19 protein-coding genes are annotated in these 22,719 nt (G+C 70.4%); 14 read left to right on the plus strand and 5 right to left on the minus strand.

Annotated features, from left to right (window positions below; genetic code table 11):
- Nucleotides 1–266 precede the first annotated feature (266 nt).
- The 5 genes from Pma05_RS34355 to Pma05_RS34375 all read left to right on the plus strand — a co-directional run bounded on the left by Pma05_RS34355 (nt 267) and on the right by Pma05_RS34375 (nt 6,976).
- The gene (locus Pma05_RS34355; protein WP_203861689.1) at nt 267–536 is read left to right on the plus strand and encodes a GlsB/YeaQ/YmgE family stress response membrane protein; all 270 of its coding nucleotides are present in this window, start codon (nt 267–269) and stop codon (nt 534–536) included.
- A gap of 674 nt (nt 537–1,210) precedes the next feature.
- Nucleotides 1,211–1,546: an SH3 domain-containing protein gene (locus Pma05_RS34360; RefSeq protein ID WP_203861690.1), complete on the plus strand. Its 336-nt coding sequence runs from the start codon at nt 1,211–1,213 to the stop codon at nt 1,544–1,546.
- Between the two features lie 332 nt (nt 1,547–1,878).
- Nucleotides 1,879–2,235 (plus strand): VOC family protein, encoded by a 357-nt coding sequence (locus Pma05_RS34365; protein ID WP_203861691.1) that lies wholly within the window; start codon nt 1,879–1,881, stop codon nt 2,233–2,235.
- Nucleotides 2,210–3,115 (plus strand): hypothetical protein, encoded by a 906-nt coding sequence (locus Pma05_RS34370; RefSeq protein WP_239313690.1) that lies wholly within the window; start codon nt 2,210–2,212, stop codon nt 3,113–3,115. The genes Pma05_RS34365 and Pma05_RS34370 overlap by 26 nt, the downstream gene beginning before the upstream one ends.
- Nucleotides 3,116–3,517: 402 nt before the next feature.
- Nucleotides 3,518–6,976 (plus strand): galactose-binding domain-containing protein, encoded by a 3,459-nt coding sequence (locus tag Pma05_RS34375; protein ID WP_203861692.1) that lies wholly within the window; start codon nt 3,518–3,520, stop codon nt 6,974–6,976.
- 137 nt (nt 6,977–7,113) lie between these two features.
- Here the strand turns inward: Pma05_RS34375 and Pma05_RS34380 are convergent, their stop codons facing one another.
- Complete coding sequence (locus tag Pma05_RS34380) at nt 7,114–8,940, minus strand: alpha-galactosidase (RefSeq protein WP_203861693.1); 1,827 nt, start codon at nt 8,938–8,940, stop codon at nt 7,114–7,116.
- A gap of 279 nt (nt 8,941–9,219) precedes the next feature.
- Between Pma05_RS34380 and Pma05_RS34385 the strand changes: the two genes are divergently transcribed.
- The 4 genes from Pma05_RS34385 (at nt 9,220) to Pma05_RS34400 (ending at nt 12,467) form a co-directional block, all read left to right on the plus strand.
- Nucleotides 9,220–10,056, plus strand: coding sequence for a CPBP family intramembrane glutamic endopeptidase (locus Pma05_RS34385; RefSeq protein ID WP_203861694.1), 837 nt, complete (start codon nt 9,220–9,222; stop codon nt 10,054–10,056).
- A gap of 88 nt (nt 10,057–10,144) precedes the next feature.
- Nucleotides 10,145–11,299 (plus strand): sensor histidine kinase, encoded by a 1,155-nt coding sequence (locus tag Pma05_RS34390; RefSeq protein ID WP_203861695.1) that lies wholly within the window; start codon nt 10,145–10,147, stop codon nt 11,297–11,299.
- Nucleotides 11,296–11,955: a response regulator gene (locus Pma05_RS34395; protein ID WP_203861696.1), complete on the plus strand. Its 660-nt coding sequence runs from the start codon at nt 11,296–11,298 to the stop codon at nt 11,953–11,955. The genes Pma05_RS34390 and Pma05_RS34395 overlap by 4 nt, the downstream gene beginning before the upstream one ends.
- Nucleotides 11,956–12,083: 128 nt before the next feature.
- Nucleotides 12,084–12,467, plus strand: coding sequence for a DoxX family protein (locus Pma05_RS34400; protein ID WP_203861697.1), 384 nt, complete (start codon nt 12,084–12,086; stop codon nt 12,465–12,467).
- Nucleotides 12,468–12,536: 69 nt separating this feature from the next.
- Here the strand turns inward: Pma05_RS34400 and Pma05_RS34405 are convergent, their stop codons facing one another.
- From Pma05_RS34405 to Pma05_RS34420, 4 genes are all read right to left on the minus strand, one after another.
- The gene (locus tag Pma05_RS34405; RefSeq protein ID WP_203861698.1) at nt 12,537–13,367 is read right to left on the minus strand and encodes an NmrA family NAD(P)-binding protein; all 831 of its coding nucleotides are present in this window, start codon (nt 13,365–13,367) and stop codon (nt 12,537–12,539) included.
- A 163-nt stretch (nt 13,368–13,530) separates the two neighbouring features.
- Nucleotides 13,531–14,856, minus strand: coding sequence for an MFS transporter (locus tag Pma05_RS34410; RefSeq protein WP_307836983.1), 1,326 nt, complete (start codon nt 14,854–14,856; stop codon nt 13,531–13,533).
- A gap of 253 nt (nt 14,857–15,109) precedes the next feature.
- Nucleotides 15,110–16,606 carry a CehA/McbA family metallohydrolase domain-containing protein gene (locus tag Pma05_RS34415; RefSeq protein WP_239313694.1) on the minus strand — a complete coding sequence of 499 codons (1,497 nt, stop codon included), beginning with the start codon at nt 16,604–16,606 and terminating at the stop codon, nt 15,110–15,112.
- Nucleotides 16,607–16,974: 368 nt separating this feature from the next.
- Nucleotides 16,975–18,474 (minus strand): FAD-dependent oxidoreductase, encoded by a 1,500-nt coding sequence (locus tag Pma05_RS34420; protein WP_203861699.1) that lies wholly within the window; start codon nt 18,472–18,474, stop codon nt 16,975–16,977.
- Between the two features lie 62 nt (nt 18,475–18,536).
- Between Pma05_RS34420 and Pma05_RS34425 the strand changes: the two genes are divergently transcribed.
- The 5 genes from Pma05_RS34425 to Pma05_RS34445 all read left to right on the plus strand — a co-directional run bounded on the left by Pma05_RS34425 (nt 18,537) and on the right by Pma05_RS34445 (nt 22,696).
- A complete protein-coding gene (locus tag Pma05_RS34425) occupies nt 18,537–19,166 on the plus strand; it encodes a TetR/AcrR family transcriptional regulator (RefSeq protein WP_203861700.1) in 630 nt (209 codons plus the stop codon).
- Nucleotides 19,167–19,361: 195 nt separating this feature from the next.
- Complete coding sequence (locus Pma05_RS34430; protein WP_203861701.1) at nt 19,362–19,715, plus strand: ArsR/SmtB family transcription factor; 354 nt, start codon at nt 19,362–19,364, stop codon at nt 19,713–19,715.
- Complete coding sequence (locus Pma05_RS34435) at nt 19,712–19,981, plus strand: hypothetical protein (protein ID WP_203861702.1); 270 nt, start codon at nt 19,712–19,714, stop codon at nt 19,979–19,981. Before Pma05_RS34430 ends, Pma05_RS34435 begins: the two co-directional genes overlap by 4 nt.
- A gap of 282 nt (nt 19,982–20,263) precedes the next feature.
- Nucleotides 20,264–21,721, plus strand: a complete 1,458-nt coding sequence (locus Pma05_RS34440) for an alpha/beta fold hydrolase (protein WP_372441610.1) — start codon at nt 20,264–20,266, stop codon at nt 21,719–21,721.
- Nucleotides 21,722–22,120: 399 nt separating this feature from the next.
- Nucleotides 22,121–22,696 (plus strand): LemA family protein, encoded by a 576-nt coding sequence (locus tag Pma05_RS34445; protein ID WP_239313697.1) that lies wholly within the window; start codon nt 22,121–22,123, stop codon nt 22,694–22,696.
- The last annotated feature ends 23 nt before the right edge of the window (nt 22,697–22,719 follow it).

The raw sequence follows: 22,719 nt of genomic DNA on the forward strand, positions 1-22,719 counted from the left end.
CGACGGCACCGGCCCGCCGCGCTGCGGGCCGGTGCCGCCGTTCGGCGGGACGCCGGCAAGACCAGGTAAGGCCGTCACACCGGGCCGGGGCGTCGCCACAGTCTCCGGCGCCCCCGGCCCGGCGACGTGTGCGAAGACCGGCGCGGCCGACGCAGATCAAGAGTGGTTTGCGGCCGCTACTCTGACAGCCGCCGACCGACGAAGGTTTCCCGGGCCCGCACAACGGGCACTGCCCTCGGCCGACGACACGACGCAAGGAGACCATCATGGAGATCAGTGGCATCTTCACCGCCCTCGTCATCGGCCTGATCATCGGCGCACTCGGCCGACTCGTCGTACCCGGCAAGCAGGACATCCCGATCTGGCTCACCCTGCTGATCGGCATCGTCGCGGCCGTGCTCGGCACCCTCGTCGCCGGCGTTCTCGGGGTGGCTGACACCCGGGGCGTCGACTGGATCGAACTGGCCATCCAGGTCGTCTTCGCCGCGGTCGGGGTGAGCCTCGCCGCCGGCATCTACGGCCGCCGCCGTAGCTGACCCGCCGACCCGCCCGCCCACCCGGCAGCAGGGCCCGGCCGAACACACGGTTGCGGCCGACGCGCACCGGACCGGGTGGGCTGACGTGGGCAACACGGATTTCGAGTACTCGCCTGCGCGGCTCATGCGCAGCAACGATCGGCGCATCGACTTGAGCGCGACCTGATCCCTCCTTGTTCGTGCTGCCTGCGCAGGGCGGCTACTTAGAGCGAGCGTTGCCATGACCGGGCCGGGTGACCGACCCGGCACCGCCGCGCCACCGCCGCGTTCCACCGCACCGTCAAGATCAAATGCTAGACCGGCTGAACCTGCCCCGATGTGTACCCGTCGCCATGCGGCGTCAGCCGAGGGTTGTCGACCGGTGAAATCACATTGAAATCGACCTGAAAGGCGTCGTCGCTGAGATGGGGACAGCCTTTGTGGAGAACGAAGGCCCGATGCGCTAAGGAGGATCCTGCTACGGCGGCACAGTCGGTACCTGGGACCTGGGCCAGCTCTACGTACAGAGTCTTGTGGGGGGCGGCTACTGGGGCAGGCTCAGGTGCGAGGATTGGCGCTCGACTCTGACGGAGTCGAAGTATCCGTGTACTTGCAGTCCGCCGAAGGCACTCACACGACGACGGCTTTCGTTTGAGCGAAAGGATATTGGAATCATGACCCACAGACGGAGGGCAGTGATCGGCCTGACCGCAACGATCACGGCAACGCTGAGCATCTTCGCTGGGCCAGCAGCTGCGGAGTCCCAGCCGGGACACCAGGTCGTCGGAGCGCCTCAAGCAAAGTGTGAGTTCCTGGACTTCACGCAGCCGGATGTCCCCTTGCACCAGAAGCCGAAGTTGGATGCTCCGGTGGTCGGGCGCGGCAGCCCAGGCGATTGCTTCCTGCCGTTCTGGGCCGCGGCTGGCGATCCCGTATGGTGTCCCGAGTACGACGATTTCCTCGAACACTGGTACGAGGGCTGGAACGTCCGCACCGGACAATACGGCTTCGTGAACTTCTGCTTTATCTGAGTCTGTCTCGAATAGACGGTGAGATGCGGATGGTTTAGTCGAACCCCCACCGTCGGGTATCCAAGTGGATGTTTGAGAAGGGACGGGAGTGTCGTTGACCCGTCCTAAGATTCGCGACGAGGGTACGTAGCCAGGGCTTGTCCTAACGCGGGATCGCGGCACGGGCGACGGCGTGGCGGCCGGCCCGGCTACGCCCTTGGGTGACCAGCACGGCGACCTCGGCGAGGACTGTGCCGGGTGCGGTTCGGTGAACGTCAGGTCCGGCGGCGCGCGGCGGCTGGTGGCGCCGGTTGCGTTTGATGCCGGCTTGATTACGATCTACGGTGCGGCGTATGAAACTGCGTCACGTAACGATCGATTGCGCGGACCCGTACGAGCTGGCCACGTTCTGGAGCAGGTGGACCGGCTGGCCGATTTCCGGGATCGATCAGCCCGGCGACGACGAGGTGCTCGTCGAAGCGCCGGACCCGGTGCCGGGTCTGCTCTTCGTCCGGGTCCCCGAGCCGCGCTCGGCCAAAAACCGGGTCCACTTCGACTGGAAGCCCGACGGGCGGTCCCGCGACGAGGAGGTCGAGCGGGCCGTCAGCCTCGGCGCCGCGATCCACGAGGACCACCGCGGTCCCGAGGATCGCGGCTGGGTAACCCTGCGTGACCCCGAGGGCAATGAGTTCTGCATCGAACGGCAATGAATTCAGCAGCAGCACACCCAGACCGGATGCGCGTCCGTGGTTGTTAAAGTCGACGCCTCGACCGGCGGGAGGGCGACGGCAGGACATGCGGGTGACGATGACGAGCGTCGCGGCAGGGACCGGCCGCCCGAACGAGGACTTCACCGGCGCCGTACCGACGGCGGCGGTGCTGATCGACGGCGCCGGCATCCCCGGCGCCGAATCGATCTGCCGGCACGGCGTGGCCTGGTATGCGAGCCGCCTCGGCGGCAGCCTCCTCGGCCTCTTGTCACTCGTGCGGGACGCCGGCCTTCCGGCGCTGCTCGCCGAGGCGATCGAGCGGGTGACGGACGAACATCGCGGCACCTGCGACGTCGGCAACCCGATCAGTCCGTCGGCGACGGTGGCCATGCTGCGGCTGTCCGACGGTCTCGTCGAGTACCTGGTGCTCGGTGACTCGGTCCTGGTGCTCGACAGGGCATCCGGTGCGCCGCTCGTGGTCTCCGATCCCCGGGAGGTGATCATCAGCCAGTCGTACCGTACGGCGTTGGAGGCCGTGGCCGAGGGGAGCGACGAGTACCGCCGAATTCTTCGGGAGTTGCGGGCCAACCGGAACCAGCCGGGCGGGTTCTGGCTGGCCAAGGACGATCCTCGGGCGGCGGACGAGGCGATCACCGGAAGCTGTCCGATCTCCGAGCTGAACGGTGCCGTCCTGCTCAGCAATGGAGCCAGCCGCATCGTGGACCGGTTCCGGCTGACCGACTGGCCAGGGGTGCTGGCCGTCCTGGCGTCGGACGGACCCGCCGAAGTCGTCCAGCGGGTCCGGCAGGCGGAGGCACGCCACGCGGTGGCGGCGGACGACGCGACGATCGCGCACTGTACCGACCTCGGTGGGGCCTGACCGTCGGCCAGCCGAGCGGCTCCGGCCACCCGGCGCGGTGTGCCTTACCGCCGCCGGTCACCCACGGCAGCGCCGCACCGCCGACCTCGCGCCCACCATGCCCCGAACCCACCTGGGGGTACGGGTACGCGTGTCCACAGGTGACACTCGGCGCCGAGGCGGGCCGGCTTGTCCAGCGGATCTCGCACTTTTGTCGAGCGCTATGAAAGTTGGAGCGTTTGTGACCAAACATCTAGACATCCAAACGTAACGATCGTAGGGTTTGCCTCGCCAGGCAGCGGCGTGCCCGGTCAGCTACAGGACGTAGCGACGTCGTCCCGTCGGCCACCACGGCGCGCCGCCGAGCGGTTTGCCCTGCCCGTGACGGGTGCGGCGTCGTCCCGCTCACCCCTGGGAGGAAACGTGTTCCTACCATCCCGACGAGCGCGTACGCCGATTCTGAGCGCGGTCGCCGTCGTACTCGCCGTCGCGGCCGTGTGCCTGCCGGCCGGCGGTGCCACGGCCGCGCCGCCGCCCCAGGAACCCGGTGTCACGCTGCGGGTATTCGACCTACAGGTGCCGCTGAACAACCTCTGCACCCTCAAGCCCGCGCAGACGCCCAACGTCGACAAGCTCATGCCGACGGTGAACTGGACGAGCGCGGCCGACTTCGGCTTCGAGAACTACTTCCTGGCCCACGTCCTCGGCAACATCAACATCGCCCAGGCCGGCAGCTACACCTTCCGGTTGCTCAGCGACGACGGGTCGCGACTCCTGATCGACGATGCCGTCGTGGTCGACCACGACGGGCTGCACGGACCGGACCCGAAGGACGGCACGGTCGAACTCGGCACCGGCTACCACTCGCTGCGGATCGAGCACTTCGAGCGCGACGGCGGCCAGCAGTTGACATTGCAGTGGCGTACGCCCGGCTCGACGTCGTTCGTGACCGTGCCCAACTCGGTGCTGAGCACCGACGCCGGGGTCGTCCGGGTGACCGCGCCCGGCCGCAAGGAGTGCGAGGCCAGCGGTGACGCGCCCGGCGACGGGCTGCCGCTCACCGCCGTACATCCCGACTACACGCTGACGAACCTGCGGCCAAGCGGCTTCGAGCCGCAGGTCACCGGCTTCGACTGGCTGCCGGACGGGCGCCTCGCGGTGCTCACCTGGGGCGGTTCGCTGACCACCGTCGGCGAGGTCTGGCTGCTGGGCAACGTCACCGGCAACACCAGCCCGGCCCAGGTCACCCGGACCCGGATCGCCACCGGCCTCCAGGAGCCGATGGGCATCAAGTTCGTCGACGGCAAGCTGTACGTGTCGGAGAAGCACCGGCTGACGGAGTTGAACGACACCAACGGTGACGGGGTGACCGACAACTACCGGACCGTGGCCACCTGGCCGTTCGGGCAGAACTTCCACGAGTTCGGCTTCGGGCTGCTCTACGCCGACGGGTTCTTCTACCTGAACCTCTCGGTCTCGATTAACTACGGCGGTGCCACCACCAATCCGCAGCCGGCGACGAACCGGGGCACCACCATCAAGGTGAACCGGACGACCGGCGCGGTGTCGTACATCGCGGGCGGGCTGCGTACCCCGCACGGCATCGGCTGGGGGCCGGAGAACGAACTCTTCGTCACCGACAACCAGGGCGGCTACCAGCCGGCGTCCAAGCTGCTGCACATCAAGCAGGACCGGTTCTTCAACCACTACCTCAACCCGGCCGGGCCGTTCGACAACAACCCGGTGACCCAGCCGGTCATCTGGTTCCCGCAGAACGAGATCGGCAACTCGCCGAGCACCCCGGTGATGATGACCCAGGGCGTCTTCGCCGGGCAGATGGCGATCGGTGACGTGACGTACGGCGGCCTCCAGCGGGCGTACCTGGAGAAGGTCAACGGGGAATACCAGGGCGCGCTGTTCCGGATGACGCAGGGGCTCGAGGCCGGCGTCTCCGAGGTCAGCGTCGGCCCGGACGGTGCCCTCTACACCGGTGGCCTGCACGGCGGCGGGAACTGGGGTCAGGAGGGCAAGCTCAGCTACGGCCTACAGAAGATCGCCACCAACGGCAGTACCAACTTCGACATGCTGGCGATGCGGGCCCGTCCCAACGGGTTCGAGATCGAGTACACCAAGCCGCTCTCGGCGGCGACCGCGACCGCGCTGGCCTCGAAATACCGGGTCAAGCAGTGGCGGTACGTCCCGACCGCCGCCTACGGCGGGCCGAAGGTGGACGAGGAGACGCTCTCGGTCTCCTCGGCGACGCTGTCGGCGGACGGCAAGAAGGTCACCCTGGTCGTCAACGGGCTCAAGGCCGGCCGGGTGGTACACGTCCGCTCGCCCCGGCCGTTCAGCGCCAGCGACGGCCAGGCACTGTGGAGCACCGAGGTCTGGTACACCCTCAACGCCATCCCCGGCCAGGTGCCGCCGGTCAACCTCGCCCTGGGCAGGCCGGCCACGGCCGACAGCTCCTGCTCGGCGACCGAGGGCCCGGCCAAGGCCGTCAACGGGACCACCACCTCCGGGAACCTCGACAAATGGTGCTCGGCGGGCACCAACCGGTGGTTGCAGGTCGACCTGGGCTCGACCCAGAGTGTGAACCGGGTCGTCGTGCAGCACGCGGGTGCCGGTGGTGAGGCCGCCGCCTGGAACACCCGCGACTTCGCCGTCCAGGTCAGCACCAACGGCACCGCCTGGACCACCGTCGCGAACGTCACCGCGAACACCGCCAGCACCACCACGCACACCTTCGCGGCGACCCAGGCCCGGTACGTCCGGCTCGCCATCAGCACGCCGAGCAGCGACGGCAACAACGCGGCCCGGGTCTACGAGTTCGAGGTCTACGGCGGTGCCGCGCCGGCAGAGGCCAACCTCGCCCTGGGGCGGCCGGCGACGGCGGACAGTTCCTGCGCCGGCGCCGAAGGGCCGGCGCAGGCGGTCAACGGCAGCGTGACCGGCGGCAACAGCGACAAGTGGTGCTCGCTCGGCGCGACCAAGTGGTTGCAGGTGGACCTCGGCAGCACGCTCAGCGTGCACCGGTTCGTGGTCAGGCACGCGGGTGCCGGTGGTGAGAACGCCGCCTGGAACACCCGCGACTTCGCCATCCAGGTCAGTACCAACGGCACCGCCTGGAGCACGGTCGCGACCGTCACCGGCAACACGGCGAACGTCACCACGCACGACATCCCGGCCACCCAGGTCAGGTACGCGCGACTGAACGTGACCGCGCCGACCAGTACCACCGACAACGCGGCCCGGATCTACGAGTTCGAGGCGTACGGCCCCGGTGGCAGCCCCGGCCGGATCACGCTCTTCGACGGCACCAACATGAACAACTTCCAGCAGCCCGACGGGGCCAACCCGACCTGGCCGCTGGGCAACGGTGGGGTGGAGGTGTTCGGCGGCGACATCCGGAGCCGGCAGAGCTTCGGCGACTTCAAGCTGCACATCGAGTTCTGGCTGCCGAACCTGCCGCCGGAGGTCACCGGGCAGGCCCGGGCGAACAGCGGCATCTACCTCCAGGACCGGTACGAGTTGCAGGTGCTCGACTCGTACGGCGACACCACCCCGGCGACCAACGAGTGCGGCGCCATCTACGAGAAGCTGGCGCCGAGGGTGAACGCGGCGACCGCACCGCAGACCTGGCAGACCTACGACGTGACGTTCCGGGCCGCCCGGTTCGACGCCTCCGGGGCCAAGACGGAGCACGCCCGCGTCACCGTCGTGTGGAACGGCGTCACCGTGCACGACAACGCCGAGATCAACGGGCCGACCGGCGGCGGAGCGCCGGAGGGACCCTCGGTGGGTCCGATCCGTCTCCAGGACCACGGCGATCCCGGTCCCAACCTCTTCTACCGCAACATCTGGGTCGAGCCGATCAGCTAGTCGGCCTCCGGTGCACCGCCCGTCGTCGATGCCGGGCGGTGCACCGGGCGTCCCCGGCGCGATGACCGTGGTCGGGCGGGGCGGGAGCGGCCCTCGGACCCGCGACCCACGTCACCGGAGTTGGCCGGGTCGGGGAGTCAGACCTGTGCGCGCCGCCATTGCTGGTTGGTGGCCGAGCCGCAGGTCCACTGCACCAACTGGGCACCGTCGCCGGTGGCCGCGTTCAGCACGTCGAGGCACTTGCCGCTGTGCCGGGCCACCAACTGGAGGTAGCCGGAGCCGGCGTCCTGGATCCGCCACTGCTGGTTGGTGCCGCCGTGGCAGCTCCACTGGACGATCCGTGCGCCGTCGGCGGTGGTGCCGGCGCCGCCGTACACGTCGAGGCATTTGCCGCTGTTGACGCTGGTCACGGTGACGTAGCCGCCGCCGGTGTCGGTGAAGCGCCAGCGCTGGTTGCTCTGGGCGTTGGCCGACCACTGGACGACGTCGGCGCCGTCGTCGGTGGCGGCGTTGTAGACGTCGGCGAGCTTGCCGCTGTGCCGGGCGGTCAGCGTGTACGTGGCCGGTGGCGGGACGGTGCTGGTCGGGGTGAGCCGGTACAGGCCGGCGCCGTGGCCCGGGACGGATCGGGTCAGTGTGCCGCTGACGCTGCCGAGGCTGGCCCCGGACCAGAGGTCGGTGACGGTGGCCGAGCCGATGCCCAGGGACGACAGGTCGAGCGTGACGTTGCCGGCGCCGGCGTCGCGGTTGAACAGCGCCACGTACCGGTCGCCGCTGCCGGGCACGTCGGCGGCCCACACCTGGCGGGCGCCACCGACGAGCTGGCGGTTGTTGGTGCTGTTCTGGTCGACGGCGAGCACCCTGGCGTTGGTCATCAGCGCCAGCTCGGCGGGGCGGTTCTCGACCAGGTTGCCGCCCCACATCAGCGGTGCGCGGTTGATCGCCCACAGGGTCATCAGGGTGCGCTGTTCGTCCGGCGTGAGGTTGGAGTACCGGGGCGAGCCGACCGGCCCGTACTTGGACAGCCGGCCGATCGGGATCATGTCCGGGTCCGGCCACGCGCCGGTGGCCCGGTGCGGCGCCCAGTCGCGAAGCTGGTCGAAGAGCCGGTCCAGGCCGGGCCAGTCGTCCCACAGGTCGTTGACGATCCGCCACATGTGCGCGTTGGCCCGCACCTGCGAGCTGGCCGACAGCGGGGTCGCGCCGGGGGAGAGGCTCAGCACCATCGGCCGGCCACTGCGCTCGATCGCCAGCCGGTAGCCGGCCACCTCCTCCTGCCGGTACGTCGGTGCCGCGATGTCGTCCACCTTCACGAAGTCGACGCCCCAGCCGGCCAGCAACTGGAACACCGAGTCCAGGTACGCCTGCGCGCACGGGTTGGACATGTTCAGGCCCCACATCAGGTTCAGCCAGGCCGCGGTGGTGTTGTTGTTGATCTGGTTGGCTCGGCAGTTGGTGCCCAGGATCGGCACGTTGTCGGCGACCGCCTGCCGGGGGATGCCCCGCATCAGGTGTACGCCGAACTTCAGCCCCTGGGCGTGGACGTAGTCGGCCAGCGGCTTGAACCCGTTGCTGCCGGCGGCGGACGGGAACCGCGTGGTGTCCGGCAGCAGCCGGCCGTTGCCGTCCATCCGCAGCCGTGGGTTGAGGTTGCCGTCCTGGTTCGGGCTGCCGGTGTGTGCGCCCGGGTAGTACCAGGCCCAGTCGATGACGACGTACTGCCAGCCGTACTGGCGAAGGTTGTCCCGCATGTAGTCCGCGTTGGCCCGGACGTCGGCCTCGGTGACGCGCCAGTTGAACGCGTCGTAGCTGTTCCACCCAAGTGGCGGAGTGTTCGCCGTGCCGTTGTCCCAGGCCCGGGCCTGTCCGGGCGGGCTTACCACGAGGCCGACGGCCAACAGGACTCCCAGTAGGGCGAGCAGGGCGTAACGCGGCGCGGCCGGAGACCCGTGGAATCGGTTCATCGATCCTCCAAGGAACACGTCGCCCCGGTTGGCCGATCGTCTTCGGCCGATGTTAGCGATAACATGACGAGTGTCAATGGCTGGGCCGTCGTACCTCGAGCGGAAAGGCGCCGGGGCTCGACCGCGCCACCGACGTCATCCGGGAAGAGGCCGGGCGGCTGTCCCCCGCGCGAGCTACCCCGGACTGTCCACCGTGCGGTGACGATTCCGGGCCGACGAATCCATAGCGTTCGAGGTAGTTGCGGCGCTTCGGCCGTGGCATCTCTCGAAGGAGTCGTCATGCGACTGTTGAAGCAGCTCGGGGCCGTCGGGGCGGTCGCCCTCGTGGGCAGTCTGGCCGTCAACGCGGTGCAGGGGAACGCCTTCCTCACCCTGGGCCTCGGTGTCGCGACGGCGGCGCTCGCGCTGCTGGCGTACGCGTGGGTGGTGCGGCGGACCGAGCGCCGGGCGCCGACGGAGGTGGCCGGCGCAGGTGCCGGCGCTGCCCTCGGCCGGGGCGTACTGGTCGGCGTCGGGCTGTTCACGGCCGTCGTCGCGAACATCGCCCTGCTCGGCGGCTACCGGGTCGACGGCGGGGGCTCGGCGACGGGCGTGGTGGCGCTGTTCGGCTTCATGGCCGCCGCCGCCGTGACGGAGGAGCTGCTCTTTCGCGGCATCCTGTTCCGGATCATCGAGGAGCGGGCCGGCACGTGGGGCGCGCTGGCGCTGACCGGCCTGCTGTTCGGCCTGGTGCACCTGTTCAACCCGAACGCCAGCCTCTGGGGCGCGCTCGCCATCGCGGTCGAGGCCGGTGGCATGCTCGCCGCCGCCTACGCCGCCACCCGTAGCCTGTGGCTGCCGATCGGCCTGCACTTCGGCTGGAACTTCGCCGCGGCCGGCATCTTCGGCGCCGACGTCTCCGGCAGGAGCGGGCCGGCCGGGCTGCTGGACGGCGTGACGTCGGGCCCGATCCTGCTCAGCGGCGGCGAGTTCGGACCGGAGGCGAGCCTCTACGCGGTACTGGCCGGCGTGGTGCTGACGGTCGTGTTCATGCGGCTTGCCCGCCGGCGCGGCCACCTGGTGGCGCGTCGCCGCCGCACCGCCCAGCCCGACACGACCGCTACGCTCTCTCGGTGAACCCGTTGCAACCTCTCCTTGCGGTCTGTCGGGGCCGCAGGGGGAAGCTGGGGCGGACGCGCCGCGCGGTCCAGGTGGGAAAGGTTCAGTGATCGAGCTTCGGCGGGTTCCGGACCTGTGGCGGCGGTGCGACGTCACGGTCCGGGATCTCCCGTTCGCGCTGCTGCTCGCCGTCGGGTCGGTGCTACCGGCGCTGCATGGCTACGGGACGCGGGTCGGCGACCTGCCGAGCCGGCCCTTCGACGCGCTGGCCGTCGTGGCGGTCGCCCTCGAGTGCCTCCCGCTCGCCATCCGCCGACGATGGCCGGCCGCCTGTCTCGCCCTGGTGTCGCTCGGCTTCGCCGTCGACCAACTCCGCGGCTACCACGCGTTCGCGGGCAGCGCGCTGCCCATCGCGCTGCTGAGCGCGGGCGCCCATCTGGAACGTCACCGGCGTGCCACCGCGGTCCTCCTCTCCGTGGCGTACGTGCCGCTGGCGGTCGCGCTCGACCGGCTCGGCGCGGACGAGCGGCCGGACGAGTTCGTGACGTTCTACCTGGCGCTGGCCGCCGCGTGGGGCGTCGGGGCGTGGCTGCGCTCCACCCGGGCGGCCGAGGCCGAACGCCGCCTCCGGCTCGCCGAGGCCACCCGCGCCGTCGAGCGCACCCGGATCGCCCGCGAGCTCCACGACGTCGTGACCCACCACGTGACGGCGATGGTGGTACAGGCCGAGGCGGCGCGATACCTGACCGCCGCACCCGGTCGCCTCGACGAGACCCTGAGCGCCGTCACCGACACCGGCCGTCGGGCCATCAGCGACCTCCGACACCTGCTCGACCTGCTCAATCCCGACCACGGCACCGATACCAGGGCGCCGTCCGTCGGCGAGCTTCACGCGCTGGTCGAGCAGACGCGCCGGGCCGGGCAGCCGGTGGAGTTCACCGAGGAGGGCAGACCGGCGGAGTCGACCGGCAGCGCCGAACTCGCGGCCTATCGGGTCGTGCAGGAGGCCCTGACGAACGCCCTCAAGTACGCACACGGCGCCCGTACCGTGGTCCAGGTGCGGCACGGCGAACGGGAGATCGCGGTGGAGGTCAGCACCGACGGTTCCGGCTCGCGGACCGGGTCTCCGGGCGGGAGCGGGCGTGGCCTCGCCGGGCTCCGCGAACGGGTCGACGTGCTGGGCGGCGAGTTCAGCGCGGACCGGCGGGCCGGTGGCGGCTTCGTCGTGCGGGCCCGCATCCCCGCCGGGAGCCCGTCGTGACCGCGCCGGTCCGGGTCCTGGTCTGCGACGACCAGGCGCTGATCCGTACCGGGTTCGCGACGATCATCGACGCCCAGCCCGACCTGGAGATCGTGGGCGAGTGCGGGGACGGGCGGGCCGCGGTCGACCTCGCCGGCCGGTTGCACCCGGACGTGGTGGTGATGGACGTACGGATGCCGGTGCTCGACGGCATCGAGGCGACCCGCCTGCTGGCCGGTGTCGGGGTGGCGCATCCCGTCAAGGTGCTCGTGGTGACCACCTTCAACCTGGACCAGTACGTCTACGAGGCACTGCGCGCGGGGGCGAGCGGGTTCCTGCTCAAGGACGCCCCACCGGCGCAACTGCTGCACGGCATCCGCACCGTCGCGGCCGGTGCCGCACTGCTGGCCCCCGAGGTGACGCGGCAACTCGTCGGCAGGTACGCGGCGCGGATCCGTCCGGCCGAGGACACCCCGGACGACGTCGGGCTGACCCCGCGCGAACTGGAGGTCCTCCGGCTCATCGCCGACGGTCTGTCCAACAGCGAGATCGCCGCGACCCTGGTGATCAGCCAGGAGACCGTCAAGACGTACGTCTCGCGCATCCTCGCCAAGCTCGGCCTGCGCGACCGGGTGCAGGCGGTGGTCTACGCCTACCGCCGAGGGCTGGTGACCTGAGACCTCCGCCGCCCGGCCGGTGTCTGTGGCATCTGTCACGTTGCTCTGGTGTCACAAGGATCGGCTCGTCGACGTCACATGTCCGACCAGGCATCCGAGTGGGAGGCCGGTACCGAAGGAGAACGCTCATGAACCTCGCTCTCTGGATCGTCGCCGGGCTGCTGGCCGTCGCCTTCCTGGCCGGCGGCGTCATCAAGCTTGTCCTGTCCAAGGAGCGGCTGGCCGCAGCCCCCGGCGGGGGATGGACCGCGGACTTCGGCGCCGGCGCGATCAAGGCGATCGGCGCTGTCGAGGTGCTGGCCGCGGTGGGCCTGGTCCTGCCCGCCGTACTCGACATCGCGCCGGTTCTGGTGCCCCTGGCCGCCTCCGGCCTGGTGTTGCTGATGGGCGGCGCGATCATCACGCACCTCCGGCGGCACGAGCACAAGGCGATCGTGGCAAACCTGGCCTATCTCGCCCTGGCCGGCTTCGTGGCCTGGGGCCGATTCGGCCCCGAGTCCTTCACCGGCTGACCCGGCCCGCGTCGAGACCACCCGCCCCCGGGTACGACAGAAGCCCGGCGAACGTGACCGGACCCCGCGCTACCCGGTCGTGACGCGGGGCGCCTGGAAGCGTTCCGCGTGCTCCGTCACCCACTGGGCGAACGTACGCGCCGGGCGGCCGGTCACCTGCGCCACGGTGTCGACCACGGTCGTGGAGGTCTCGTCGGGCTCGGCGTACCAGCCGACGACGAATTCGGCGTCCGCCCGGGACACGCCGGTGGCGACCAGCCTCTCGACGGCCTGTTCGTGCGTGATCGGGACGAAGGCGATCTCGCGGCCGATGGCCCGGGACAGGATCGCGATCCGTTCCCGCGGGGTCAGCGACTCGGGCCCGGTGAGGTGGTAGACGCGCCCGTCGTGGCCGTCGTCGAGCAGCGCCGCCGCGGCCACCGCCGCGATGTCAGCCTCGTGGACCAGGGCGCTGGGAAAGTCGTACGGCTCGCGCACGATCCCTTCGGTCCGGATCGATTCGCTCCAGGTCAACGTGTTGGACATGAACTCCTGCGGTTCCAGGCGGGTCCATCGCACACCCGAGTCGGCCACAGCCTGCTCGACCGGCCCCACCTCGCCACCCCACAGCACGGTGATCCGGCCCACGCCCGCGTGCACCGCCCGGCGTACCAACTCGGGTCCGACCTCGGCGAGCCCCGCCGTCACCGTGACATGCAACCGGCTGACGCCGTCGAGGGCGTCGCCCAACCGCTCCGGCACAGTGTGCGTACCGGCCACCAGCTCTACTCCGGCCGGAAACCTGCCCGCGGCGGCGGCCGGATTCCGGGTCAGGGCCCGAACGCGCTCTCCACGGCGGACGAGTTCTGCCACCACGTGTCGTCCGGTGTTCCCGGTGGCGCCCGTTACCAGCGTCGTCACAGTCGTACTCCTCTCGTCGCCGACGACGCTAGAACCTCAACCGAAGTCGACGTCAAGAATCTCGTCGCGGCGGTCGGGCGGCCCGGTCCGTGCGACGGCACGAATCTCCGCTGTGGACCGCTGTTCCCCGAGGTCACCGACGAGCGGAGGCGACGACCGCCGGCTACCCGGGCGGGGTGGGCGTCGGGGCCGCGCCTGCGCCGACCGCAGGTGCGGCCCGGGCCGCCCACTCCTCGTCGGCGGCCCGCTTCCCGGCGAGCCCGTTCCGGCCGTCGTAGCGGACGAACGCCGGCAGGGCAGCCGCCAGCGCGAGTGTGCCGACGACACAGAGCACGCCGCCGGAGACGATCGACCCACCGATGCCGATGAACCGGGCGGCGACGCCGGAGCGGAGCTGGCCGAGCAGCGGCCCGGTGGCGTACGAGATCATCTCGATGCCGGCCAGCCGGCCCCGCAGGTGATCGGGGATGGTCTGGTTCCAGATGGTCATCCGGAAGATGCCCGAGACCATGTCGGCCGCGCCGGCGAAGGCGAGGAAGACGAGCGCCAGCCAGAGCCAGTCGGTCAGGCCGAAGCCGATGATCCCCACGCCCCACAGCCCGGCGGCGATCACCACCATCAGCCCGTGCCGGTGCACCCGTCCGGTCCAACCGGAGGTCACCGTCGCGAGCAGCGACCCGACGGCGGGTGCCGCGTAGAGCAGGCCGAGGACGGCGGGGCCGCCGAGCTTGCTCGCCATGAAAGGGTAGAGCGCCTGTGGCATCCCGAAGAACATCGCGTTGATGTCCACGAGGTAGGTGCCGAGCAGTTCGGGCCGACTCCGGGCGTAGCGCAGGCCGGTCACCACCGAGCGCAGCGACGGGCGTTCGGCGGCCGGTGGCGGCGGCACGGCCTTGATCAGGTACAGACAGATCAGTGAGAACGCGAACGTGCCGAGGTCGACCGCGTAGACCCACGGCATGTCGACCGACGCGATCAGCAGGCCGGCGACGGCCGGGCCGCCGAGTTGGGCGAGCTGCATCCGCAGGGCGTTGAGCGCGCTGGCGGCCGGGATCTCGTCCAGGGCGACGACGCGCGGGGTGAGTCCTTCGAGTGCCGGCCGCTGGATGCCGTCGATCGCGGCGGTGATCGCGGCGATTACGTAGAGCAGCCAGAGGTGCGGCCGGTCGACGAGCGAGTTGACCAGCAGGACGCCGCAGATCACGGTGAACGCGACCTCCGCGCCCAGTACCAGCGCGCGGCGGTCGAGGTAGTCGGCCAGGGCGCCGCCGACGAAGGCCATCACCAGCAGAGGTACGAGTTCGCAGACGCCGAGGAGACCGACGAGCAGCGGATCGTCGGTCAGCGCGTACACCTGGAAGGGGATGGTTACGTACGTGATGAACGATCCGAACCCCGACACACCGTTCGCCGCGAACAGGAGCCGGAAGTCCCTCGACGTGCGCAACGGCGTGACGTCGAGCGCCATCCGGCGGAGCAGCCGTCCCACGAACCGTGATGGTGCCCGAGCCTCGGGCGGGTGTCGATCGGATTAGCGGGAACCGGATCGGTCCCGCCGACCTGCGGCCGGGTCGAACGGCAACGACCGTTCCGGCCTGTCCCTCCCACCGGGTGAACCGGCGGGAGGGACAAGGTCAGCCCTCCGTGTCAGCCCTCCGTGTCAGCCCTCCGGCACGTCACGCTCTCGGCGTGCGAACGGTGACGGCGGGCCGGGAAGCGGCGAGCGGCTTCGGCTCGGGCGGTCAGCGGATCCGGACGAAGACCGGGTTCGAGTAGAACCACAGGTCGTCCCACGGGCTCTCCTGCCCGTCGGCGAGCGGCTCGGCCTCGTCGGTGCTGGTTCCGCGGACCCGGGCGTACATGTCGGTCTCGACGTTGCGCAGGGTGTGCTTGATGACGTACTCGTTGCCCTGCTTGCGCCAGTCGCGCGGGCCGAACCGGGCCACGACCTTGGTGGTCGGGTTGGTGTCGGCGTCGCGGTTGGCGACCGGGCCGGTGATCTGGCCGACGATGAGGTCGACCCGCCGGACCTCCGGACGGTCGCCGTTGTGGTTCTTGCCGTTGAGCGGCCGGAACCTGATCTCGATCTCGACGTCGGTCCGGTTGCGGCGGCTCAGGGTGACGGTCTCGCCCACGGCGGCGTCGCGGCCCTGGCCGGAGGCCGTGATGTCGAGGCTGGTGACCAGGTCACCGGTGGTGACCCAGATCCGCCCGTTACGCAGCCCGTCCATGATGTCGGCGTAGTCCTGCCGCGCATGCACGTAGGTCTTGCTGTACTCGCCCGGCCAGAAGTCCGAGCCGCCGCGGGTCCAGTGCACGTGCGAGTCCGAGGTGGCGGTGATCCACCAGCGCCGGCCCTCGCCGAGCAGCGCGTCCCAGAGCCCGCCGACCCGAGCGGTCATCTGGTCGTAGCCGCCGTGGGTCGGGTAGTTGCCGTAGCCGCCCCGGTCGCCGCCGTTGAGCGGGCCGGCCTGGTGGCCGGGCGCGCCCTCGAAGCCGACGTACACGTCGGGGGCGGCGTCCTGGTTGTTGCGGAACTCCCGTGGGGTGTCCTGGCCCCACTGGTAGAAGCCGGGCGCCGACCGGGCCGCGTGGTGCGCGATGACCAGCGGCTTGTGCCGCAGGTCCTTCGCGTACTTGAGGAACTCGATCATCTTCGCCTCGGTGTTCCAGCTCGGATCAGCGGGGAAGGGATCGTTCTTGGCGAACTTGCTCTCCAGGTCGTAGAGCATCTTCGCCTCGTCGTCGTGGCGCGGGATCATCAGCGTGTGGTGGTCCATCGCCGGGGCGTCGAACTCCATGCCCCAGAACTGGAGCACCTCGGGCACCAGGCGGCGGGAGAGCAGCAGGTCGGGGTACGCCTGCTCCAGGTTCACCTTCGAGTGGGTCGGGCCACCGTGGTCGGTGCACATCGCCCAGGTCAGGCCGAAGTTCTTCGCCATGATCGCGTTGGTCACGATCGGGTACACCGCGTCGGCGCCCTTGCTGAACACCGGCGGGTTCACCGAGGTGTCGAACTCACCGCTGTACTCCGAGTGGATGTGGTGGTCCCCCGCCCGCCACACCCGGTTGCGCGAGCTGTTCTCGTTCCCCTGGTGGTCGTGCCGGTCGTCCTCCTGCGCCCATGCCGCGCCGGCACCGACGAGCGGGCTCGCGGCGGCCAGGGTCGCACCGACGCCGGCGTACTTCACCAACTGGCGCCGCGAAAGCTGCGAACGCTCGGAATCATTCTCCGTCAAGATGAAAACCTCTTTCAACACGAGGTGATGGGCTTTGTCAATGTGAGTCTCGGGACACGTACTTAATGTGTGATGAACAGAGCCCACCATGATCGAGAACACCCCTTGCCGGCCGCCTAAATCGACCGTCACCGCCATCACAGAAACGGCGGACTCGGCTGCCTGCGCTGGTCAGCGAGTATGGAGACGGGTCGGCGACCATCTCGTGTCGCGTGATCTGGTACCTGCAAAAATGTGCAACAAATCGTGTCCCGGCTGTTCGCTCCCGCGTTGGTCCCTGACCCCGGCGCATCGCGAACATCCGCTGCCCGGACGGGGAGGTTGGGTGGGCCTGCGGTGGCCGGGCGGGTCGACAGGCCGACAAGCCTTTACAGCGAGCGGAGATACTCGGCGACCGTTCCCGGCTCCGCCGGGTCGGCGACCAGCCCGATGTGTCCGTCCGGGCGGACCAGGACCAGGGCGTCGGTGCCGTACGCGTGTGCCGCGTGGCCGCCGTCGTCGAGGAGGCCGCCCGGCCCGACAAGGTGGGGCTGGACGATGCCGGTGTCGACGTCGCCGAACCCGGCTGCGCAGCGTTCGCCGATGCCGAGCAGGGTGAAGTGCGGCCCACGGAAGAGGTCGAAGAGGCGAACTGCCGAGCCGGTGACCGGGTCGCGCAGCGGTGCGTCCGGTGCCCGGTCGCCCGGCCGAGATCCGGCGGAGCGGCTCGCGGTGTGCCGGGAGAGCCGGCTCCACGGGTACCTGAGCATGAGTTGGGTGAGTTCGGGCGTGGCCACGGCGTCCACGCCGCCGCCCCTCTCCTTGATCGCTTCGAGGACGACGTCGAGCAGCTCCGAGGTGATGTCGAGTAGCCAGCTCGTGATCGGCAGTCGTTCCTCTTCGTACGTGTCGAGCAGGCCGGGCGCGGCATTGCCGGCCAGCACGAGGCCCAGCTTCCAGCCGAGGTTGTAGGCGTCCTGGATCCCGCTGTTCATGCCGAGGCCACCCGCGATCGGGTGTACGTGTGCGGCGTCCCCGGCGAGGAACACCCGGCCCACCCGGAGTTGGTCGACCATCCGAACGTTGACCCGGTAGCTGGAGCGCCAGGCCAGATCGTGCAGTCGTACGCCCGGAACACCGGCGATCCGGTCGAAGGTCTGCTGGAAACGTTCCAGGGTCGGTTCCAGTGGCGAACCGTCCGGGTCGATTTCATGCGATGCCTGCACCTGGAAGGCGTCGGTGCCGGGGAGCGGACACAGCATGATCCCGCCGTTGCCGGTGAGCCACTGGTGCCAGGCGTCCCGGCCGAGCCCGTCGACCTCGACGTCGCCGACGGCCATGAGCTGGACGTCCGGCGTCTCGCCGCGCAGGCTCAGGCCGAGCGCCTTGCGGACGGTGCTGCGGCCACCGTCGCAGCCGACCAGGTATCGCGCCTGGACCTGCGCCTCGCCGACGGTGGCGGTCACCCCGTCGGCGGATTGGCGGAAGTCGCGCAGTTCGGCGCCCAGTTCGACGGCTACGCCGAAGTCGGCCAGCCGCTCGCGGAGGATCTGCTCCACCCGCCACTGCGGGATCATGAGCCCGGTCGGGTACGGGACGTCCGGGGTAGCCGCCACTCCGGCCTCGGGGTCGACCTCGGCGATCACCTCCGCTCCCTGGTACTTCCGATGCGGCAGGTGGGTGACCCCGGAGGCCAGCGTTCGGTCGACCACCCCGAGGTCGTCGAACACCTCCAGGCTGCGTGGGCTCAACCCCTTGCCCCGGGAGCCGCCCGGAAACTCCGGTGCCCGGTCGACGATCCGCACGGCGACGCCCCGCCGGGCAAGATCGCATGCGAGCGTCAAGCCGGTCGGGCCGGCACCCACCACCAGGACATCTGTCTGCGTCATGCCTCCATAAAAGCGTTACTGGGTTAAAAAAGCAACCTGGTCATTAATGTTACGCTGACCAGATGACCGAGCCGACAGGTCTGCGGGCCCGCAAGAAGGCACGCACCCACGACGCCATCGCCGACGCGGCGATCTCGCTGTTCCTGGCGCGCGGCTTCGACCAGGTCTCGGTCAACGACATCGCCGCGACGGCCGAGGTCTCCAAGCCGACCCTCTTCCGATACTTCGCCACCAAGGAGGATCTGGTCCTGCACCGCTTCGCGGACCACAACGGCGAGGCCGCCCGGGTCGTACGCGCCCGCCAGCCCGGCGACTCACCGTTGACCGCGCTGCACCGGCACTTCCGGGCCGGGCTCGACCGTCACGACCCGGTCACCGGCCTCAACGACCACCCCGAGGTGGTGGCGTTTCATCGGCTGGTGTTCGGCACCCCGAGCCTGGCGGGCCGGCTCACCCGCTACCTGCTCGACGACGAGGAGGCGCTGGCGGGCGCCCTCGGCCCGGGCATCGAGGCACGACTCCGGGCCGCCCAGGTGCTCGCGGTCCAACGGGTACTCGCCCGGACCAACTGGCAGAAGATCGCCGACGGACGAACCGCCCCCGAGGTCCATCCCGAGGCTGTCGCCGACGCCGACCAGGCATTCGCCCAACTGCGGTCCGGAACCGGCGGCACCACCCACCACGGCTCATAGGCTCGGGCGGCACACCTCTCGGCCGGCCACGATCGGGATGTCCGGGTGTAGAGCCTGGTGACATCCGTGGGCGCCGGACATCCGGCTAGCCCTACAACATCCCTTGAACGCCATCCCTGACAGCCGTCGTGCCGGTCGACTGGCAAGTCGTTCTGAGCACCTGCTAGCTTCTCTTGGCATGTGCGGGGTTTCGCTATGAGTAGACCCGGCCCGACCGGTGACGACCTGGTACGGGTGCTGGCCACGCTGGCCAACCCGCACCGGTTGCGGGTCGTCGCGGCGCTGGTCCGAGAACGCAACTACGTGAGCCGGCTCGCCCGCCAGCTCGGCATCAGCCGGGCACTGCTCCAGGTCCACCTGCGAAAGCTGGAGGCGGCCGGCCTGGTGTCGGCGCAACTTGAGTTGTCAGAGGACGGGAAGGCAATGAAGTTCTACGAGGTCAACCAGTTCGACTACCGGCTGACGCCGGACGCCGTAGCGGCGGCGGAACAGACGCTGAGCCTTCCGGAACCGGGCGAGCGGGGCGTCGAGGAGGGATCGCGGTCATGAGCGAACACGACTGGACGGAAGTCGTCGGGGCAGTCGGTCTCTTCGCCCTGGTCATCAGCGTGATCACCACGATCATCGTGCAGGTGGCCCGGACCTGGCGGGCCAAAGCGGTGCTCGCCCGCGAGGGGGAGTACAAGCGGCTCGCCGAGACGGCGGTGCGGACCCAGGAGGGCACCGAACGTCAGTTGGCCGAACTCGGCAGCCGGCTCAGCCAGATGGAAGCCCGGATGACATCCCTGGAGCGCGTACTCAAGGAGGTCGAGTAGCGGCTGCGGCCGTGCCGACCTGCTGCGGCCGTGCCGCCCCGGCGCCTCCGTGCCGACCCGCCCCGGTTGTGCTGAGCCGCTGCGGCCGATCCGGGCCCTGGGCCGTCGAGCGCCAACTCGACGGCCCAGGAGGAAGAAGCACCGCCTCGCCCACGGGCGAGTTCTGCGCGCAACACTCCTTCACCGAAAGGACATCACCCCATGCTGTACGAACGCAATCCGACCCGGCGTCGAGCCGTCCGCCGGGCCACCGCCTGGGGTACGGCGATCGCCGCCGCCGTGATGCTGGCCGGTGCCGGTGCTCCGGGGGCGAGCGGAGCGGCGTTGCCGCCTGACGCCCCGGGCGTCGACTGGAGTCCGTGCGCCGAGGACGCCACCGCGCGGTGCGGCACCCTCTCGGTGCCGATCGACTGGGACCAGCCGGCCGGCCCGACGTTCGAGCTGGCGCTCGCCCGCCGCACCGCCACCGATCCCGCCGCCCGGGTGGGCACCCTGGTCTTCGGGCCCGGCGGCCCCGGCGACTCCGGGGTGAGCCGGGTGGTGGAGGGCATCAACCGGTTCAGCCCCGAACTCCGGCGCCGGTTCGACATCGTCAGCTTCGACCCGCGCGGCGTCGGCCGGAGCAGCCCGGTGCGCTGTTCGACCGACCTGCTCGCCCAGCGGCCCGCACCGGTGTTGACCAGCCAGGCCGACTTCGACGCCACGGTGGCGTACAACCGGCGGCTGTGGGCGGACTGCCGGGCCCGGACCGGGCCGGTCTTCGCGCACGCCGACACCCGCGGCATGGCGCGGGACCTGGACGCCATCCGGGCAGCCCTTGGCGAGGCGAAGCTGACGTACCACGGCAGTTCGTACGGGACCCTGCTCGGCGAGCGGTACGCCGAACTGTTCCCGCACCGGGTCCGGGCGATGGTGCTGGAGAGCGTGATGGATCCCAGCCTCGACACCCGGGACTTCCTGAACACCCAGACCGCCGCCGCACAGGACTCGTTCGACGCGTTCGTGGCGTGGTGTGACCGTACCGAGAGCTGTGCGCTGCACGGGCGGGACGTCCGCGCGGTCTGGGCCGAGCTGCTCGACCGGGCCGGGCGCGGGGAGGTACCCGACCCGAAGAACCCGTCGGCGACGCTGACCCCGTACGCCCTCAGCGGTTTCCTCGCGCCGCGTGCGCTCTACGACCCCGACTACGCCGGGCTGGCGCGGACCATCAGCACGCTGAGCACGGCGACACCCGACGAGGCTGGCGAGGCGGACGAGGCGAAGCCGAACGGCCCGGCCACGTCGGCGACCCAGACCAGCAGCAACTACCTGGCGATCTTCTGCCAGGACTGGCACCTGCCGATCCGGGACTACCGGGAGTACGCCGCCCGGGTCCGTGAGATGGCCCGGATCGGGACCGACCTGCCGTACCCGCAGGCGCTGGCGGCGCTGGAGTCGTGCCTCGGCACACCCCGGGTCGACAACCCGCCGCAGCGGTTGCAGATCCGCACCGACCGGCCGCTCCTGCTGCTCAACTCCGTGCACGATCCCGCCGCCGGGTACAACTGGGCCACGAACGTCGCCCAGCAGCTTGGCCGGCACGGTGTGCTGCTCAGCTACGAGGGGGCCGGGCACGGCGTCTACAACGTCAGCCCGTGTACCCGGGACACCATCGACCGCTACCTGACCTCGTTGGTCGTGCCGGCCAGCGGCACCAGTTGCCCCGCCGTCGAACCGTCCCCGGCCCGCACCGCCCGATAGTCCCGCACCGCCCGATAGTCCCACTCCGCCCGATGGGGAACTTTCCCGGCGTCCTGCCCCCGGGAAGGTTCCCCATCGCCGTCTCGCCCCTGACCCGAGCGGCGCCGAGGAGCCACCTGGCCGGCGCCGAGGAGCCATCGGCCGGCGCTGGGCAGCCGTCGGCCGACGCCGGGGAGCGCCACCCGGCAGGGGCGGGGTGGCCGTCTCTCACCAGTTCGTGCCGACCTCCGCCCGGCGGGCCGGGCGGAGCGCAGGATCCTCCGCAGACTTGATGCGGGGCGACCGGGTGGCGATCATCAGGTGGATGGCCGGCCGTCAGCCCCGGGACAACTCGACGGCAGATCCTGGTGGCAGTCGCCGGGAATGCTCGGTCGACCGGTTGAACGGAGAGGTGACCACGTGGATTCCGGCCTGGTACTGGTGAGCGGGCTGGCGGTGCTGGCCCTGCTGGTGATCGTCCCGCTGATCGCCGCGGTGCGCGGCTACAACCGGCTCGTACGGCTGCGTGCTCAGGTGCAGGCGTCCTGGGCGCAGGTCGACGTCCAACTCAGGCGGCGGCACTCGCTGATTCCGAACCTGGTGGAGACGGTGCGCGGATACGCGCAACACGAGCGGGCCACACTGGAGGCGGTGACCGCCGCCCGCGTCGCCGCGATGGGGACCCCGGGCGGTACGCCGGAGCGGGTCGCCGTCGAGGGTGCGCTGACCCAGGCGCTCGGCCGGTTGTTCGCGGTCGCCGAGGCGTACCCACAGTTGCGGGCCAGCGAGAACTTCGGTGAACTCCAGCGTGAACTCGCCGGCACCGAAGACAAGATCGCGTACGCCCGGCAGTTCTACAACAGCGCCGTACAGTCGCTGAACACCGCGGTTCAGACCCTGCCCACCAACGTCATCGCCGCGATGGGCGGCTTCCGTGCCGAGCGGTACTTCGAGGCGGCCGACGGCGAGCGTGCCGACGTGCCGGTGCGGTTCTGACGGCCGGACGAGGGCTGGAGCGG

The sequence above is a fragment of the Plantactinospora mayteni genome (genome assembly GCF_016862935.1).
In the GTDB taxonomy this organism is placed as follows: Bacteria; Actinomycetota; Actinomycetes; order Mycobacteriales; family Micromonosporaceae; genus Plantactinospora; species Plantactinospora mayteni.